Origin of the sequence: Micromonospora sp. NPDC049366 (assembly GCF_044466625.1) — a bacterium.
In the GTDB taxonomy this organism is placed as follows: Bacteria; Actinomycetota; Actinomycetes; order Mycobacteriales; family Micromonosporaceae; genus Micromonospora.
On the sequence record NZ_JBITMV010000005.1, the window covers coordinates 106,981 to 124,929 of the forward strand.

Consider the following 17,949-nt stretch of genomic DNA (forward strand, 5'->3'; position numbering starts at 1 on the left):
CGTCATCCGACGCCGTCCCCACGGCGCAGCCGGCGGCGGGCCGGCTCCGGGTCGACCTGCTCCGGGTCGCCGTTCGGACCCTCGCCACCGAGGTCGGCGGTGACGGGCTCGTCGCGTTCGGCCAGCCGGATGATCTGCCGGTCCTCCTGGTCGTCCGGCACCTCGTCGTCGCCGGTCAGGTACCAGCTGCGGTAGCTCACCGCGAGCAGGAACGCCGTCAGCCCGAACGTGATCACGATCGAGGTCAGCACCATGGCCTGCGGCAGCGGATCGCTCATCCGGTCCTCCGGGGCGGTGCCGACGACCGGGGCGGCGCCGGAACGCCCGCCCAGCAGGATGAGCAGGTTGACCCCGTTGCCCAGCAGGATCACGCCGAGCAGGATCCGGCTGAGGCTCCGTTCCAGAAGGAGGTTCACGCCGCAGGCGACCACCACGCCGACGGCGACCACCAGCACCAGCGTGGGGTTCGACCCGCTCCCGCTCACGGCCGCTCCCCCGGCTCCGCGGCGAGGCCCCGGGTGGCCGTGCCCGCGGTCTCGATGTGCCGGTCCACCTCCGCGCCGAGGCTGCGCAGGATGTCCAGCATCAACCCGACCACGACCAGATAGACACCGATGTCGAAGAAGACGGAGGTGACCAGGTAGAAGTGGCCGATCAACGGGAGATAGAGGTCGACCCGCGCGCTCTGGAGAACCGATCCGCCGGCGAGCAACGCGATCACACCGGTGCCGACGGAGACGGCCAGGCCGGCGCCGAGGACCGTACCGGCACCGATCGGGGCCGACTCGGCCAGCTCGTACCGGCCGCCGGCGAGGTAGCGGACGACCAGCGCGAGGCTCGCCACCAGTCCGCCGCTGAAGCCGCCGCCCGGCGCGTTGTGACCGGAGAAGAGCAGGAACAGCGAGAACAGCACCACCGTGTGGAAGATCAGCCGGGTGACCACCTCCAACACGATCGACCGCCGTCGCTCCTCCAGGCGGGAGCCGCCGCGCAGCCAGATCGGCCGATCCGGCCGCGTCGGCCGGCGGGACGGCTCGGGGCGACGCGGGCGTGGCCCGGTGCGGGACCGCTCGAAGATCAGGCTGGCCACGCCGGTCGCGGTCACCACCAGCACCGCCATCTCCCCCATCGTGTCCCAGGCCCGGATGTCGACCAGGGTCACGTTGACGATGTTGCGGCCGTACCCCTCCTCGACCGACAGCTCCGGAAAGGCGGCCGAGATGGACGGCGCCTCCCGCGCACCGGCGGCGGTGAAGGCCAGCCCGGCGGCGACGACGCCGACCGCCACCGCGAGCGTGCGGCGCAGCCAGCGGGCCCGCCGCAACGGTCGCACCGAGAACCGCTCCGGCAGCCGGCGCAGCACCAGCACGAACACCGCGATCGTCGCGGTCTCCACCAGGAACTGGGTCAGTGCCAGGTCGGGCGCGCCGTACAGGACGAAGAGCATCGCCGTGCCGTAGCCGGTCACCCCCACCAGCAGCATCGCCGTCAGCCGGCGACGGGCGCCCACCGCGAGCACCGCCGCCACCGCGAGCACCAGGGCGACGACCAGCTGCACCGGCGTGCCCCACGAGGTGACGCGCTCCTCCCAGGGACGGGCCGCGAGCATCGCCCCACCCGGCAGCAGCACGAGCACGATCAGGATGGTGGCCAGATACTGCGGCAGCGACCCGCGCTGCGTGACGCTGGTGACCTCCACCGCCAGCCGGTCGAAGCGGCCGATCACCCACTCGTAGCCGGTGTTGCCGCTCACCGGGGCCCGAAGCCGGGCCAGCACCGGCGCGAGCGGGCCGCGCAGCGCGAACAGTCCGCCGCCCGCGACCAGCACCAGCGCGGAGAGGCCGAGCGCGGGGGTGAGCCCGGGCCACAGCGCCAGGTGCGCGTGGGCGGTGCCGAACAGGTCGGCGTACGGGCGGAGCAGCCCGTCCACGCCTGCGGCGAGGGGACCGACGACCAGCCCGGCGACCGCGAGCACCGCCGCCGGCACCAGCAGCGACGGCGCGATCCGGTCCAGCGGGGTCTGCTCCACGCCCGGCCGGTCGGCGAACGCGCCCCACAGGAACCGCACGCTGTAGGCGACGGTGAGGACCGTGCCCGCGACCAGCCCGGCGAGGATCACCGGCCGGTCGATGAACGCGGCGAACACCGCCTCCTTGGCGACGAAGCCGAACAGCGGTGGCACGCCCGCCATGGACGCGGCGGCCAGCACCGCGACGCCGACCAGCGGGCCGGAGCCGTGCCGCAGACCCGAGAGTTCGCGCAGGTCCCGGGTGCCGGCGCCGTGGTCGATGATCCCGACGACCAGGAAGAGCGCCGCCTTGAACAGGGCGTGCGCGAGCAGCATGGCGACCCCGGCCAGCGCGGCGTCCGCGGTGCCCGCCCCGGTCAGCACCACCAGCAGGCCGAGCTGGCTCACCGTCCCGTACGCCAGCAGCAGCTTCAGGTCGGTCTGCCGCAGCGCGGCCCAGCCACCGACCAGCATGGTGGCCAGGCCGGCCACGATCGTCACCGGCCGCCACGGGCCGACCGCCGCCAGGACCGGCGCGAGCATCCCGATCAGGTAGACGCCGGCCTTCACCATGGCCGCCGCGTGCAGGTACGCGCTGACCGGCGTGGGCGCCGCCATCGCCACCGGCAGCCAGGAGGTGAACGGCAGGATCGCCGACTTGGACAGCGCCCCGACGAGAATGAGCACCACCGCGGCGACCAGGTAACCGCCGCCGGGCAACGGCTGCGCCGCGATCTCCGACCAACGGTAGGTGCCGGCGTGCACCCCGAGCATGATGAAGCCGATCAGCATCGCCAGCCCGCCCAGCGTGGTGACCATCAGGGCCTGGGCCGCCGCCCACCGGCTGGCGCGCCGCTCGGTGCTGTGCCCGATCAGCAGGTACGAGAAGATGGTGGTCAGCTCCCAGCCCACGTAGAGCAGCAGCAGGTCGTCGGCGAGGACCAGGAGGAGCATCGCCCCGGCGAACGCCACCAGCACGGCGGTGAACCGACCCAGACCCACCGAATCCGCCGTGAAGTAGCGGGCGCAGTAGACCAGCACCAGGGCACCGACCCCGCCGACCAGCAGCGTCAGCAGCCAGGACAGGGTGGTCATCCGCAGCGCCACGTCGAGGCCCAACTGCCGGATCCACGGGTACGTCTCGACCACCGCGCCGCCGTCGCGTACGGCCGGGGTGCGGGCCAGTGCCCAGACGAACGCGGCGGCCGGCGCCACGGCCAGCGGATAGCAGGCGCGCGGACCCCACCACCGGACGAACAGCGGCGCGAGCAGTGCCACCACGAGGTGAAGGATCAGCAGTACGAGCACCCGCACTCCCGGTCGAGGTGGCAGCGGCGGACGCCTCCTGCGGGGGTCGGCGCCTAGCTGCGATCACACGCCAGTTCACGCCTCGGCGTCCCGGTTTTCCGGAAATCGCCTCTTCCACTCGGGATCAGTGATGTCGCGGTATCCAGCCGGCCCGGACACCGCGACATCACGGAAACGGAGTCGATCACCAACCGGGGACCGTCCGGCGGGCGTCAGTCGGCGGCGGCGCGGCGGTGGTCGGCGGACGCGGGTGGCGTGGACCGGATCAGGGTGGCGCGGTCGCAGTGCGACGGCTCGGCGAGGAGGTCGGCCCGGCCGAGCTGGCGGGCGACCCGGTCGATGATCCGTTCGGCCGCAGCCAGGGACCGCACCGACAGCAGCCGGCCTCGGCTCTCGCGGCGCAGCACGAAGTAGTGCACCGCCGCGCGGACCTGCCCCCGGTCGGCGGCGCTGGCGTGGGCGGTGGAGATGACCAGCTCGCGCAGGCAGCGGGCGAGCCGTTCGGCGAGCTCCAACTCGGGACCGTGCAGGCCCACCCGGACGGCGGCGAGATGACTGTCGACCTTGCGGATGAGCACGTCGGTGCCGGGCTCGCCCCTCCGCTGCTCGACGGCCATCCGATCCCCTCCACCCCGGTCCTCGTCGCGAGTGAAGTTACTTTATGTTGCACGTCACAAGCAAGCAGTTAAGTGAGACTTAACGCCGCAAGCGCCATATCCGCCGCGTAACCGCTGTTGCCGGACACATTTGGCGTCCGGCCGTCGGCAATTGTCACAGGGGCGCGGCAGGATTGACGGGTGGCGGATGTGACGACCGGCCCCGACGCGGGCGGCGCGGATGTGCTGGCCGGCTTCGGTCCGGCGACCCGGGAGTGGTTCACGGCGGCCTTCGCCGCGCCCACCGCCGCCCAGGCCGGGGCGTGGCGTTCGGTGGCCGCCGGCAACAACGCTCTGGTGGTGGCGCCGACCGGGTCCGGCAAGACGCTCGCCGCGTTCCTCTGGTCGCTGGACCGCCTGGCCCGGGAGCCCGCGCCGGCCGACGCGCGGCAACGCTGCCGCGTGCTCTACGTGAGCCCGCTGAAGGCGCTCGCCGTCGACGTGGAGCGCAACCTGCGCGCCCCGCTCGCCGGCATCCGCCAGGCCGCGACCCGGCTCGGCGTCACCCCGCCGGACATCACGGTCGGCATGCGTACGGGTGACACACCGGCCGACGAGCGACGCGCCTTCGCCCGCACCCCACCGGACATCCTGATCACCACACCGGAGTCGCTGTTCCTGCTGCTGACCTCCGCCGCCCGCGACTCGCTGCGCGGCGTCGAGACGGTCATCGTCGACGAGGTGCACGCGGTGGCGGGCAGCAAGCGGGGCGCCCACCTGGCCCTCAGCCTGGAGCGTCTCGACGAGCTGCTGCCCGCCCCGGCCCAGCGCATCGGCCTCTCCGCGACCGTCCGCCCGATCGACGGCTGCGCCCGGTTCCTCGGCGGCGCCCGCGCGGTCGACGTGGTGCAGCCACCCACCGCCAAGACCATCGAGGTCAGCGTCCAGGTCCCCGTGGAGGACATGACCCGCCTCGACGAGCAGGAGCAGTCGATCGAGGACGACCTGGGCGGCCCGGGGCCGCGCCGCGCCTCGATCTGGCCGGCCGTCGAGGAACGGGTCTTCGCCCTGATCCAGGCACACCGCTCGACCATCGTCTTCACCAACTCCCGGCGCAGCGCCGAGCGGCTCTGCGCCCGGCTCAACGAGCTGGCCGCCGAGGAGCGGGAGGCGTCGGCCGCACCGGACGGCGGTGGCGTGGCCCGCGGCGGGGAGCCGGTGAGCCTATCCGAGCTGCTGGCCGGCGACGACGGCCCGGCGGACGGCGACGGCGGCCTGGCGGACGGCGACGATCCGGCGTGGCCGCGCGACGCGGGGGCGTTCGGCAGGCCGGCAGGACCGCGCGACGCGGGGGCGTTCGGCAGGCCGGTGGGGCCGCTGCGGGCCCCACGCCAGCCGGCCGAGGTGATGGCCCAGTCGGGAGCCGCGACCGGCGCGCCCCCGGTGATCGCCCGGGCGCACCACGGCAGCGTCTCCCGCGAGGAGCGCAAGCACATCGAGGAGGCGCTCAAGTCGGGGCAGTTGCCCGCCGTGGTCGCCACCTCCAGCCTGGAGCTCGGCATCGACATGGGCGCGGTCGACCTGGTCGTGCAGATCGAGGCCCCGCCGAGCGTCGCCGCCGGCCTGCAACGCGTCGGCCGGGCCGGGCACCAGGTCGGGGCCGTCTCCCGGGGGGTGGTGTTCCCGAAGCACCGCGGTGACCTGCTCTCCTGCGCCGTCGTGGCGGAGCGGATGACCGACGGCGCGATCGAGGAGCTGCACTTCCCCCGCAACCCCCTCGACGTTCTGGCCCAGCAGATCGTGGCGATGGTGGCCCTGGAGCCGTGGCGGCTGGGCGACCTGGCCGTCCTGGTGCGCCGGGCCGCGCCCTTCGCCGAGCTGCCCGACTCCGCGCTGCACGCGGTGCTCGACATGCTCTCCGGGCGCTACCCGTCGACGGCCTTCGCCGAGCTGCGACCGAGGCTGGTCTGGGACCGGGCCACCGACCTGCTCAGCGGCCGACCCGGCGCGCAGCGGCTGGCGGTGACCAGCGGCGGCACGATCCCCGACCGGGGCCTCTTCGGCGTGTTCCTCGCCGGCGCCGAACGCGCCGCGCGGGTGGGCGAGCTGGACGAGGAGATGGTCTACGAGTCGCGGGTCGGCGACGTCTTCCTGCTCGGTTCCTCGTCCTGGCGGATCGAGGAGATCACCCCCGACCGGGTGCTCGTGTCGCCGGCGCCCGGCCAGGCGGCCCGGATGCCGTTCTGGAAGGGCGACCAGCTCGGGCGCCCCGTCGAGCTGGGCCGCGCCATCGGCGCCCGGGTCCGCGCGCTGCTGCGGCAGAGCGACGAGGCGGCGGTCGCCGCGCTGCGCGACGGCGGGTTGGACGACTGGGCGGCCGGCAACCTGATGGCCTACCTGCGGGAGCAGAAGGAGGCCACCCGGTCGCTGCCCGACGACCGGACGATCGTGGTCGAACGGTTCCGCGACGAGCTGGGCGACTGGCGGCTGGCCGTCCACAGTGTGCTGGGCGCCCGGGTCAACGGGCCCTGGGCGCTCGCCATCGGGCGTCGGCTGGCCGAGCGCTACGGGGTGGACGCGCAGGTGATGCCCTCCGACGACGGCATCGTCGTACGCCTGCCGGACACCGCCGACGACCCACCCGGCGGCGACGTGGTGGCCTTCGACCCGGAGGAGATCGCGCAGCTGGTCGAGGAGTCGGTGGGCACGTCGGCCCTCTTCGCCTCGCGGTTCCGCGAGTGCGCCGCCCGGTCGCTGCTGCTGCCCCGCCGCGACCCGCGCCGCCGGCAGCCGCTCTGGCAGCAGCGGCAACGGGCGGCGCAGCTGCTCGACGTCGCCCGCGAGTACGCCGACTTCCCGGTCACCCTCGAAGCGGCCCGCGAGTGCCTCCAGGACGTCTTCGACCAACCCGCCCTGGCCGAGCTGATGCGCGACCTGGCCGCCCGCCGGGTCCGGCTGGTCGAGGTGGAGACCAGCCAGCCGTCACCGTTCGCCCGGTCGCTGCTCTTCGGCTACGTCGGCGCGTTCCTCTACGAGGGCGACGCACCCCTCGCCGAGCGTCGGGCCGCCGCCCTGGCGCTGGACTCGGCCCTGCTCGGCGAACTGCTCGGCCGCGTCGACCTGCGGGAACTGCTCGACCCGGCGGTGCTCGCCGAGACCGAACGGCAACTGCGGTGGCTGACCGACCAGCGCCGTCCGCGGGACGCGGAAGACGTCGTCGAGCTGCTCCGCGTGGTCGGTGACCTGAGCGAGGTTGAGCTGGCCGAGCGGGGCGTGCCCGTCGGCTGGCTGATCGAGCTCGAAGCGGCCCGTCGGGTGCTGCGCGTCCGCATCGCCGGCGAGGAACGCTGGGTGGGTGTCGAGGACGCGGCCCGGCTGCGCGACGCGCTCGGTGTCGCGCTGCCGGTCGGGATCGCCGAGGCGTACCTGACACCCGTCGCCGACCCGCTCGCCGACCTGGTGACCCGTTACGCCCGCACCCACGGTCCGTTCGCGGCGGCCAGCTGCGCGGCCCGCTTCGGGCTGGGCGTCGCCGTGGTGGAGCAGGCCCTGCGCCGGCTCGCCGCCACCGGCCGGGTGGTCTCCGGCGAGTTCACCCCGGAGAGCGCGGGCGCGCAGTGGTGCGACGCCGACGTGCTGCGCATGCTGCGGCGCCGTTCCCTGGCCGCGCTGCGCCGCGAGATCGAACCGGTGCCGCCCCGCGCGCTGGCCGCGTTCCTGCCCCGCTGGCAGCAGGTCGGTTCGTCCGCGCGGGGCGTGGAGGCCCTGGCCGCCGCCCTGGAGCAGTTGCAGGGCGTGGCCGTGCCGGCCTCGGCCCTGGAGCGGCTGGTGCTACCCGGCCGGGTCGCCGACTACTCCCCCGCCCAGCTCGACGAGCTGTGCGCCAGCGGCGAGCTGGTGTGGGCCGGCTCCGGCGCGATCTCCGGTGGGGACGGCTGGGTCACCCTGACGTACGCGGACGCCGCGCCGCTGCTGCTCGCCCCGCCGGACGAGGCGCTGGCCGTCACCCCGCTGCACGAGGCGGTGCTCGACGCGCTCGCCGACGGGCAGGCCCTCTTCTTCCGCCCACTCTCGGACCGGGTCGGCTCCACCGACGACGCGGCCCTGAGCAGCGCCATCTGGGACCTGGTCTGGGCGGGGCACCTCACCAACGACACGCTCGCCCCGCTGCGCGCGGTGATCGGCGCCGGTGGCGCACACCGGTCCCGGCCGTCCGCCCCCCGCACCCGCTACCGGCGCCCCGGTCGGGTCGCGATGCCGACCCGGGGCGGGCCGCCCACCGTCGCCGGCCGCTGGTCCCGACTGCCCGACCGCGACCTCGACCCGACCCGGCGCGCCGCCGCGCTCGCCGACGTGCTGCTGGAGCGGCACGGCGTGGTCACCCGCGGCGCGGTGATGGCCGAGCAGGTCACCGGCGGCTTCGCGGCGGTCTACCCGGTGCTGTCCGCGCTGGAGGAGCGCGGCGCGGCCCGGCGCGGCTACTTCGTCGAGGGGCTGGGCGCGGCACAGTTCGCGGTGCCCGGCGCGGTCGACCGCATCCGGGCGCTGGCCGACCCGGCCGACGGAGCCCGGGGCCGAGCCGCCCCCGCGCTGGTGCTCGCCGCGACCGACCCGGCCAACCCGTACGGCGCCGCGCTGCCCTGGCCGGAACGAGCCGTCGACTCGGGCGACGGCGACACCCCGGCGACCGGGCACCGGGCCGGCCGCAAGGCGGGCGCCCTGGTCGTGCTCGTCGACGGCGACCTCGTGCTGTACGTGGAGCGTGGCGGTCGCACCCTGCTGTCCTTCACCGACGACACGGACGCGCTCGCCGCCGCCGGCAAGGCCCTCGCCGACACGGTCCACTCGGGAGCGTTGGGTGCCATCTCGGTGGAGCGTGCCGACGGTGAAGCCGTGCACTCCTCACCGCTGCGGGACGCGCTGACCGCCGCCGGCTTCCGGGCCACCCCGCGCGGCCTCCGCCTCCGCGGCTAACCCACCCACCCCACCCCACCCCATCCCACCCACACCCGCCCCGCCCACCCGCCCACCCGCCCACCCGCCCACCCGCCCACCCGCCCACCCGCCCACCCGCGTCGATCATGCAGTTGTGGTGGTGAATATAAGCGGCATGAGGGGTATGTCAGGCACCACAAGTGCATGATCGACGAGGCGAAGGGGGCGGGGCGGGGGGAGGGGGCGGGGCGGGGGGGGGCGAGGGGAGGGGGCGGGGCGGGCGGGGTCAGGTGAGGGCGGTGAGGACTCGCTCGTAGCGGGGGCGGTCGGCGGCGGGCGTACGGGCCTCCAGGTAGTTGAGCACCACGGCTCCACGCCGGTAGGACTGCCCGGCCCAGATCTCGGCGATCTCGCCCGCGCTCGTGGGGTCGGGGAAGACGTACACGGTCACGCCGTCGGTGGCGATCAACTCGGAGCAGCCCAGGCCGAGGCCGTCGGGGCCGCAGTCGACCGAGCGGTCGCGGGGAGTGCCCACCCTCAACCCGGCGGCCCGGAAGGCGTCGACGACCTGGCGGGCTCCCGGCGCCCCGGCCGGCCGGCGGGGCAGCACCACCGGCGGCGGGCTGCTCGGGCGGCGCTCGGTGGGCTCCTGCACGGCCGGGGCGTCCCCGGCGGGCGGGACCGGCGGGGCGGTCGGGGACGCCGGGGCGTTGGGCGGCGCGGCGACCGTCGACGACGGCGTGGACGGGGTGGACGGGGTGACCCGGGTGGACGGCGGTGCGGCCTCCCGGCGGTCGTCGCCGCCACGGGAGCAGCCTCCGCTCAGGGCGACGACGAGCACCACGACGAGGGACAGGCTCCGACGTGTCACCAGGGCAGTCTGCCGAACCGGCCCGGCCGGAGGCCAGCGGCCACGCGGCCGGCGGCCCTGTCCCATATCCGCCACCGCGGCACCGACTCCGACCCGACGCCGCCTCCACGTCCCGACCGCGCGGGCGAGCCGACGCCGACTCGGCCCCTGCTCGGGACCCCCGGCAGGGGTGTGGCCACTGTGGAGGGACCGGAGAGGTGGCGCGGGTAGCATCCGGCGCCGTCGAGGGGAGGACCACGTGGACGCGATCACCGTGCGGGTGGCCGGGCCGGGTGACCGGGTTGCGGTGGACGCGCTGCACGAACGGGAGTGGGGCGGCCCGTACGTGATCGGCCACGACACGCGGTACGACCTGCGTACGCTGCCGACGCTGGTGGCGGTGGACGGTGCCGGCGCGGTCGTCGGGGCCCTCGCCCACCACCGGGATGGTGACGGGCTGGAGGTCGTGAGCGTGGTGGCCGCGCGACCCGGCGGTGGCGCGGGCACCGCGCTGCTGGACGCGGCGGCCCGGACGGCGCGGGCGGCGGGCCTGGCCCGGCTGTGGCTGATCACGACGAACGACAACCTGCGGGCGCTCCGCTTCTACCAGCGACGCGGGCTGCGGCTGGTCGGGGTGGACCGGGGCGCGGTGGACCGGGCTCGGCGACTCAAGCCGGAGATCCCGCTCATCGGCGAGAACGGCATCCCGCTGCACGACGAGCTGATCCTGGAGCGGCGGCTCGGCCCCGGCGGCGAGGACCAGCTCCCGCCGGACCCGCCACGCATCCAGGTCGGTGCGCCGACGGCGACGACCGCGAGGGTTAGCCTTCCGCCATGCCCGCCGCACCCTGGATCTCACTGACCACCGACTACGGCCTCGCCGACGGCTTCGTCGCCGCCTGCCACGGAGTGATCGCCACGGTCGCGCCGGCCGCCCGGGTCATCGACGTGACGCACCTGGTGCCGCCGGCCGACGTCCGGCGGGGTGCGACCGTGCTCGCCCAGACCGTGCCCTACCTGCCGGTGGGGGTTCACGTGGCGGTGGTCGACCCGGGCGTCGGGACGGCCCGCCGCGGTGTCGCCCTGGCCACCCCGCGCGGGCTGCTGGTGGGCCCCGACAACGGGTTGCTGCTGGACGCCGCCGAGGCGCTGGGCGGGGTGACCGGGGCGGTCGAGCTGACCAACCCGGCGTGGCTGGCCCCGCAGGTGTCCCGGACCTTCCACGGACGGGACATCTTCGCGCCGGTCGCCGCCCGGCTGGCGCTCGGCGCGCCGCTGGTCGATGCCGGCCCGGCGGTCGACCCGGCGGCGCTGGTCCGGCTGCCGGAGCCGGTCGTCCGGGTCGACGCGGACGGTTTCACCGCCGAGGTGCTGACCGTGGACCACTTCGGCAACGTGCAGCTCGCCGCCGCGGCGGACCTGCTGGCCGGGCTGCCGCAGACGGTCCGGGTGACCGCACCGGCGTCGTCAGCCGGCGACGCGACGGCGTCCCGGCCGGGTGTGACCGACCGGGCGGAGCCGCCGACCAGCGACCTGACACCCCGACCGGGAGGGCCCGGTGTCGGCGACGGTGCGGCTGGTTGGTCGGCGGTGCGCGGCCGGACGTTCGGCGACGCGCCGCCCGGCGGCCTGCTTGTCCACACCGACTCGGCCGGCCGGGTGGCGATCGCGGTGAACACCGGCCGGGCGGTCGACCTGCTCGGCGTAGCGGCCGGCGACCTGGTGCGCGTCAGCGGATGACGGGGTCGACGAGGGCCGGTGGGGGTCGCGCGTACCAGCGGCTGGGCGACTCTCGCGGCCCATCCTCGACTGTGGAATGCTGCCCCGGTGGGTGAGCACTCCGTTCCTGTCGCCTGTCCCTGCTGCGCCTCCCGGACCGGTGGTGGCACCTGCCCGGTGTGCTTCTGGACCGACGACGGTCAGACCGACACCGATGCCGACGTGGTCCGGGGCGGGCCCAACGGCGACCTGAGCCTCTCCCACGCCCGGCTCAACTTCGCCGTCTACGGCGCCAGCCACCCGCGCTACCAGGACATGGTGCGCGCGCCGCGCCCGGACGAACTGCCGTGACGTCGACCGTCCGGGGGCGTCGCCGCCCCCGGACGGTCACGCCCGGTCAGCAGCGCGGCACCGCGCCGCCGTAGACCGCCGAGATGTACGCGTGGCTGACGTACTGTCCGGTGGCCAGGCGGTTCCAGCGGTTGGTGGTGCGGTACGGCCCGGTGACCGACTGCCCGGTCACGTAGCACTGGATCGGCACGTTGGCGAGGCGGGCGGCCAGCCCCCGGACCGCGTAGGACGTGCTCGCACCGGTGCGGATGTTGAGCGGTCCGTCACCGACCACGCCGCGCGGCCCGCCGCCGGTCCACAGGTACGCGACGTCGACCCACGCGTTCGTGCTGAGCTGGAGCCCGTCCCAGAACGTCCCGTCGGCCAGGTCGATGCCGGCCGGGTTGAGCACCGTGCGGCCGAACTGGTCGCGGCCCCCGTTGTAGCCGTTCTGGTAGGCGGCCTGCGCCTCGGGGCGGCCCTGCGGCAGGTCCTTCCAGTTCTCCCGGACGGGGCTGGGGTTCCAGTAGTCGTCGCGGGTGTTCCACGGCCCGACGTCCCAGACCGGGGCGTACTCGCAGCGGCTGCCGTTGGTAGTGCAGACCCGGACGGTGTAGTCGCCGGTGTTGAGCGGGGCGAGCCCTCGGCGGGACGGCAGCGCGACGAAGTGGTCGCGGGGCTGGATCTTCCGGCCGTTGGCGGTCACCTCGCCCACCAGCCCGATGCGGGTGGCGAACACGCGGTACGTGAGTCCGGGGGTGGCGGCCGTCACCGCGGCCGCCGAGTCGGCGGTGAGCCGGACCTCGCGAACGGTGGCGGACTGCGCGTCGCGGGCGGTGAGCAGCACCCGGGTCTGCACCCGGGTGACGGGCCGGTCGAAGACGGCATCGGCGCCGCGCCACTCGGTCCAGCCCATCGCGCGCCAGCCGCGTACCTGCACCTCGACGGTGGCGCCCGCCGCGCCCTGGGCGGACACCTCCGCCCGGACCCGGGTGGCGGGGCGCGACAGCGTGCGCGGCGCGCTGACCAGGGTCCCTTCGGCGAGGGCGCTGTGCGGGCTGCGGCCGGAGCGGGCCGCGCTCGGGCGGGCGTCGCGCAGCCGCAGCCCGGCGGCGCCGCGCCGTACGTTGACGTCGTCGCCGTCGACGACGGTGAGATCCGCCCGCCACCGCTCGGCGGAGGCGGCCGGGGCGGAGGCGGGGACGGACGTGACGGTGAGGCCGGTCGTGGCGGCCGGGACGGGGCCGGCGGTGGGCACGAGCGCGACGCTGAGGGCGAGGGTCAGGGTGGCGGCGAGGACGGCGGACCGGATCGGACGATAAGGCAGTGTCATGGGCATTCTCCTCAGAACTCCCTGATACTGCCGGTATCGGTAGATCAATCGGAACCTAGGTACAAATAGCGATACATGCGAATGCTGTTCGGAGGGGGAGAATGGAGGGGTGCCCGAAGGCGACACCGTCTGGAACACCGCCCGCGTCCTGCATCGCGCGTTGGCGGGTGCGACGCTGACCGGCAGCGACTTCCGGGTGCCGCAGCTCGCGACCACCGACCTGACCGGGTGGACCGTGCGCGAGTCGGCCGCTCGCGGCAAGCACCTCCTGCTCCGCCTCGCCGCCCCGACCAGCGCCGCCAACCCCACCCCCACGGTCGGCGGCATCGCGGGGAGCACCGCGCACGACGACACCGCCACGGCCGGCCGCGCGATCGGGGCCGACGCCGCCCACTGGACGCTGCACTCGCACCTGCGGATGGACGGCGCCTGGCGGGCGTACGCGCCGGGAGAACGCTGGGCGGGCCGACCCGCGCACCTGATCCGCGTCGTCCTGCGCAGTCCCGGGGCGGTGGCCGTCGGCTACCACCTGCACGAACTTGCCCTGGTCCCGACCGCCGAGGCGGAGAGGCTGGTCGGCCACCTCGGGCCCGACCTGCTCGGCCCGGACTGGGACGCCGCCGAGGCGGCCCGCCGGTTGGCAGCCCAGCCGGACGCCACCATCGGGGAGGCGCTGCTCGACCAGCGCAGCCTCGCCGGGATCGGCAACCTCTACAAGTGCGAGGTGCTGTTCCTTCGGGGCGTCTCGCCGTGGACGCCGGTGCGCGACGTGCCCGACCTGACCGGTCTGGTGACCCTCGCCCAGCGGCTGCTGGCCGCCAACCGGGGTCGGTGGGCGCAGAGCACCACCGGCTCGCTGCACCGCGGGCAGACCAGCTACGTCTACGGCCGCCGGGCCCAGCCCTGCCGCCGCTGCGGCACCGCCGTGCGCAAGGAGGAGCTGGGCGACCGCGTCACCTACTGGTGCCCGGTCTGCCAGCCGGAACGCCCGGCCGGCTGACCAGCCGCCGTTCCGTCCGCCTGGGACGCAGAAACGGACGATTGGGTAATTCCTAACCGGGCCCTCGGCGTCGCATGCTGCGGTTGGACGCTCACCGATCGTCAGCAGAGCCGGCCCGACCGGGTCGCCACGCCGGGGTGGCGACGGTCGTGCCCCGACCCCGGGGAGAGCCATGGCGATGTTCCGCAGACTCCGGACCACCTGGGCCGACCGCAGCGCGCGCGGCCGCAACGGCCGCACGGCCGAGGCCGACCGTACGGCGACCGTCCCGGTCGCCCGAACCGCGGAGGAGGTGGCCGCCGCACCGGCGAGCCTTGATCCCGCCGCGGTCCCGCGCTGCTTCGGCCCGGTGCCCAACTTCGCCCGCAGCCCGCTTCCGGTCACCGACCCCGACGGTCAGGTGCTGCCCGGCACCGGCCTGCGCAAGTTCGTCGACGCGCTGCCCGGCCCGGGCCCCCTCCGCCGCACCGAACTGGGCGGCTACCTGCCGGTGGCGGTGCCGGACACGATCAGCTATCCGGGGTGCGACTACTACGAGATCGGCCTCCAGCAGTACACCCAGCGCCTGCACCGCGACCTGCCGGCGACCCGGCTGCGCGGCTACCGGCAGCTCAACCTGGGCACCGACGCGGCCGGGCACAACACGGTGGCGCCGCCGGGGCGGCCCTGGCACCTCGGCCCGTTGATCCGGGCCCGGCGGGGGCGCCCGGTGCGGGTCAAGTTCATCAACCAGCTGCCCACCGGCCGGGCCGGCGAGCTCTTCCTGCCCGTCGACGAGACGGTCGAGGGGGCGGGACCGGGGCCGCTGGACGGCCCGGCGCCCTACCCGCAGAACCGCGCGGTGCTGCACCTGGCGGGCGCGCAGACCGGCTGGATCAGCGCGGGCAACCCGTGGCAGTGGGTCACCCCCGCCGGGGAGATCACCCCGTACCCGGCGGGGGTCGGCCTGACCCACGTGCCCGACATGCCGCCGCCGGGTGCCGGCGCGACCACGCTCTACTACCCCAACGAGCAGAGCGGCCGGCTCCTCTGGTTCCACGACAACACGCTCGGGCTGTCCCGGCTGACCGTGTACTCGGGTCAGCTCGCGCTCTACCTGCTCACCGACCCGGCCGAGGAGCAGCTCGTCGCCGATGGGGTGCTGCCCGAGCACGAACTGCCGCTGGTGATCGAGGACAAGACCTTCGTGCCGGACGACGGGCAGCTCGCCGGGGAGGACCCGACGTGGGACCGGGACCGCTGGGGCGCCCGGGGCAGCCTCTGGCATCCGCACGTCTACCAGCCCCGGCAGAACCCGTACCGCAGCGGCGGAACCAACCCGACCGGCCGGTGGGACTACGGCCCGTGGTCGCGTACGGCCGACGGGCCCGATCTGGATGCCCGCCCGGGGGCGGGTGGACCGAACGGGAGCGGCGCCGGTCATCTCGGGCCGGGGCCGGTGCCGAACCCGCACCACGACCCGGTGGCCGCCGTGGAGGAGCCGCCGCTGACCCCGGGCGTGCCGCACCCCAGCGCCGTTCCCGAGGCGTACGGCGACACTCCGCTGGTCAACGGCATCGCGTACCCGTATCTGGAGGTGCAGCCGCGGGCGTACCGGTTCCGGATCCTCAACGCCTGCCTGGACCGCAGCCTCAACCTGCAGCTCTACCGCGCGGCCTCGGACGGTCCGATGTGGGACGACGAGGGTGCCCTGCGCGACGCCGCCGCCGGCGAGGTGCCGATGGTGCCGGCGGTCCGGTCGGCGCAGCGCCCGGCCCAGTGGCCGACCGACGGACGTGAGGGCGGCGTCCCGGACCCGGCCGCCGCCGGGCCGGAGCTGATCCAGGTGGGTAACGACGGTGGGCTGCTGCCCGCGCCCGTGGTGATCCCGAACCGGCCGATCGGCTACCGGTACGACCGGCAGGACCCGACCGTGCTCAACGTCGACGGGCACGCGTTGCTGCTCGCGCCCGGTGAGCGGGCCGACGTGGTGGTGGACTTCTCCGCCGTGCCGCCCGGCGCCACCCTGATCCTCTACAACGACTGCCCCGCACCCCTGCCCGGCTTCGACCCCCGCTACGACCACCACACCGGGGCACCGGACCACAGCGCGGTGGGCGGCGCGCCGCCAACCCGGCCCGGGTACGGCCCGAACACGCGGACACTGCTCCAGTTCCGGGTGAGCGGGGAGCCGGCGCCGCGCTACGACCTGGACCGGCTCCGCGAACGGCTCCCCCGGGCGTACGCGGCCAGCCAGCGCCCGCCGATCGTGCCGCAGCCGGCGTACGACCCGGCGATCGGCACCCGCACGCCCGCCGACACGGTGGTGCCGGTGCACGCCACCACGGTCACCTTCACCCCGGCCGGTGGCGCCGCCCCGGTCACCGTGCCGGTCACGGTGAAGGCGGTGCAGCAGGTCTTCGAGCCCGACTTCGGCCGGCTCACGGGTCGGCTGGGGGTCGCGCACCCGCAGGCCGGCCCGCTCTCCCCCGCCACCCTGCCGCTCGGTCCCACCGACCCGGCGACGGAGATCCTCTTCGCGGCCGACCCGGCCGTGCCGATCGGCGCCCCGGCCGACGGCACGCAGGTGTGGCGGATCGTGGGCAACAGCCGGCAGACCGAGGCGCTCCGCCTGGCCGGGTGCGACCTCCAGGTGGTCAACCGGGTGGGCTGGGACGGGACGATCCGGCCACCGCACGACGGGGAGCTGGGCTGGAAGGAGGTGGTCCGGGTCAACCCCCGGGAGGACCTCGTGGTGGCGCTGCGCCCCGTCGCGCCCATCCTGCCGTTCAAGATCGGCGACAGCGTACGGCTGCTCGACCCCACCCGCCCGGCCGGGACCCGCACCGGTTCGACCCCGGTGAGCCCCGTCGACGGCCGCCCCGCGCTGGTGGTGAACCAGCTGGTCAACCTCGGCTGGGAGTACCGCTGGCACAGCCAGTACGCCGGCCGCCGCGACCAGGGCATGAGCCGTCCGCTCGTGCTCCGCGTGTCGCCCAAGGCCCCCACCGGGCTGACCGCCACACCCGCGCCCGGCTCGTCGACCGCGCTGCCGGCGATCGCGCTGGCCTGGACCGGCAACGGCGGCCGGCCGGCGGCCACCAGCCACCTGCTGCAACGGGCCACCGACCCGACCTTCACCACCGGGGTCACCTCGATCACCGTGGCCGCCGCCGCCACCCGCTACACCGACGCGACGGTCACCCCCGGCGTCACCTACCACTACCGGATCCGGGCCGAGAACGCCGTCAGCTGCTCGTCCTGGTCCAACAGCGTGCCGTCGTCGGTGCAGCTCGCCGCGCCGACCGCGCTCGCCGCGGCGGTGCCACCGGCCGCGCCGCTGCGGATCGCCCTGCGCTGGACGAACCGCTCCTTCGCCACCGGCGTCGACGTGCAGCGGGCCACCAACCCCACCTTCACCAGCGGCCCGGGCACCACGGCGATCGGGGTGGGAGACAACCACCTGGACGCCGCCGTCGCGCCCGACACCACGTACTACTACCGGGTGCGGACCACGTACCTGGGTGCCGCCTCACCCTGGTCGACGGTGGCCACGGTGACCACCCCACCCGTCCCGGCGACGCCGGAGTCGGTGAGCGTCACCGCCGCCGCACCGGGCCCCGACACGGCGACGGTCATCCTCGGCTGGGCGTCGGGCGCGGCGGCCGGGCCGGGTGGCGGCTTCATCGTCCAGCGGGCCCTCGACGCGGACTTCACCCGGGAGCTCGCCACGTTCACCGTGACCGCGCGGGGCTTCACCAACACCGGGCTGGCGCGCGGGGTGACGTACCACTACCGGGTGCGCGCCTTCAACGTGGTCGGCAGCTCCCCGTTCACGGCGGCCGTCGCCGTCGACACCCCACCCTGACCGCGCCGGGCGCGGGGCGCGTG

11 protein-coding genes are annotated in these 17,949 nt (G+C 75.3%); 6 read left to right on the top strand and 5 right to left on the bottom strand.

The genetic code is table 11. The features are described 5' to 3' along the window. Nucleotides 1-2: 2 nt before the first annotated feature. The 3 genes from ACIBTV_RS09740 to ACIBTV_RS09750 form a co-directional block, all read right to left on the bottom strand. A complete protein-coding gene (locus tag ACIBTV_RS09740; protein WP_396703601.1) occupies nt 3-485 on the bottom strand; it encodes a Na(+)/H(+) antiporter subunit C in 483 nt (160 codons plus the stop codon). Then, nucleotides 482-3,316 (bottom strand): Na+/H+ antiporter subunit A, encoded by a 2,835-nt coding sequence (locus ACIBTV_RS09745; RefSeq protein ID WP_396703602.1) that lies wholly within the window; start codon nt 3,314-3,316, stop codon nt 482-484. Before ACIBTV_RS09745 ends, ACIBTV_RS09740 begins: the two co-directional genes overlap by 4 nt. Before the next feature lie 212 nt (nt 3,317-3,528). Then, nucleotides 3,529-3,933, bottom strand: a complete 405-nt coding sequence (locus ACIBTV_RS09750; RefSeq protein WP_396703603.1) for a hypothetical protein — start codon at nt 3,931-3,933, stop codon at nt 3,529-3,531. A 180-nt stretch (nt 3,934-4,113) separates the two neighbouring features. On the opposite strand from ACIBTV_RS09750, the gene ACIBTV_RS09755 reads away from it, so the two are divergent. Next, nucleotides 4,114-8,886 (top strand): DEAD/DEAH box helicase, encoded by a 4,773-nt coding sequence (locus ACIBTV_RS09755; protein ID WP_396703604.1) that lies wholly within the window; start codon nt 4,114-4,116, stop codon nt 8,884-8,886. Between the two features lie 247 nt (nt 8,887-9,133). Here the strand turns inward: ACIBTV_RS09755 and ACIBTV_RS09760 are convergent, their stop codons facing one another. Next, nucleotides 9,134-9,718, bottom strand: a complete 585-nt coding sequence (locus ACIBTV_RS09760; protein WP_396703605.1) for a hypothetical protein — start codon at nt 9,716-9,718, stop codon at nt 9,134-9,136. Nucleotides 9,719-9,956: 238 nt separating this feature from the next. Between ACIBTV_RS09760 and ACIBTV_RS09765 the strand changes: the two genes are divergently transcribed. The 3 genes from ACIBTV_RS09765 (at nt 9,957) to ACIBTV_RS09775 (ending at nt 11,767) form a co-directional block, all read left to right on the top strand. Further along, complete coding sequence (locus tag ACIBTV_RS09765; protein ID WP_396703606.1) at nt 9,957-10,559, top strand: GNAT family N-acetyltransferase; 603 nt, start codon at nt 9,957-9,959, stop codon at nt 10,557-10,559. Continuing rightward, nucleotides 10,532-11,437, top strand: a complete 906-nt coding sequence (locus tag ACIBTV_RS09770; protein ID WP_396703607.1) for an S-adenosyl-l-methionine hydroxide adenosyltransferase family protein — start codon at nt 10,532-10,534, stop codon at nt 11,435-11,437. The genes ACIBTV_RS09765 and ACIBTV_RS09770 overlap by 28 nt, the downstream gene beginning before the upstream one ends. 87 nt (nt 11,438-11,524) lie before the next feature. Beyond that, the gene (locus tag ACIBTV_RS09775) at nt 11,525-11,767 is read left to right on the top strand and encodes a CPCC family cysteine-rich protein (RefSeq protein WP_396703608.1); all 243 of its coding nucleotides are present in this window, start codon (nt 11,525-11,527) and stop codon (nt 11,765-11,767) included. A gap of 46 nt (nt 11,768-11,813) precedes the next feature. Here the strand turns inward: ACIBTV_RS09775 and ACIBTV_RS09780 are convergent, their stop codons facing one another. Continuing rightward, nucleotides 11,814-13,079: a hypothetical protein gene (locus ACIBTV_RS09780; protein WP_396703609.1), complete on the bottom strand. Its 1,266-nt coding sequence runs from the start codon at nt 13,077-13,079 to the stop codon at nt 11,814-11,816. 109 nt (nt 13,080-13,188) lie between these two features. Between ACIBTV_RS09780 and ACIBTV_RS09785 the strand changes: the two genes are divergently transcribed. After that, a complete protein-coding gene (locus ACIBTV_RS09785) occupies nt 13,189-14,079 on the top strand; it encodes a zinc finger domain-containing protein (protein WP_396703610.1) in 891 nt (296 codons plus the stop codon). 172 nt (nt 14,080-14,251) lie between these two features. Continuing rightward, complete coding sequence (locus ACIBTV_RS09790) at nt 14,252-17,926, top strand: hypothetical protein (protein ID WP_396703611.1); 3,675 nt, start codon at nt 14,252-14,254, stop codon at nt 17,924-17,926. Nucleotides 17,927-17,949 lie beyond the last annotated feature (23 nt).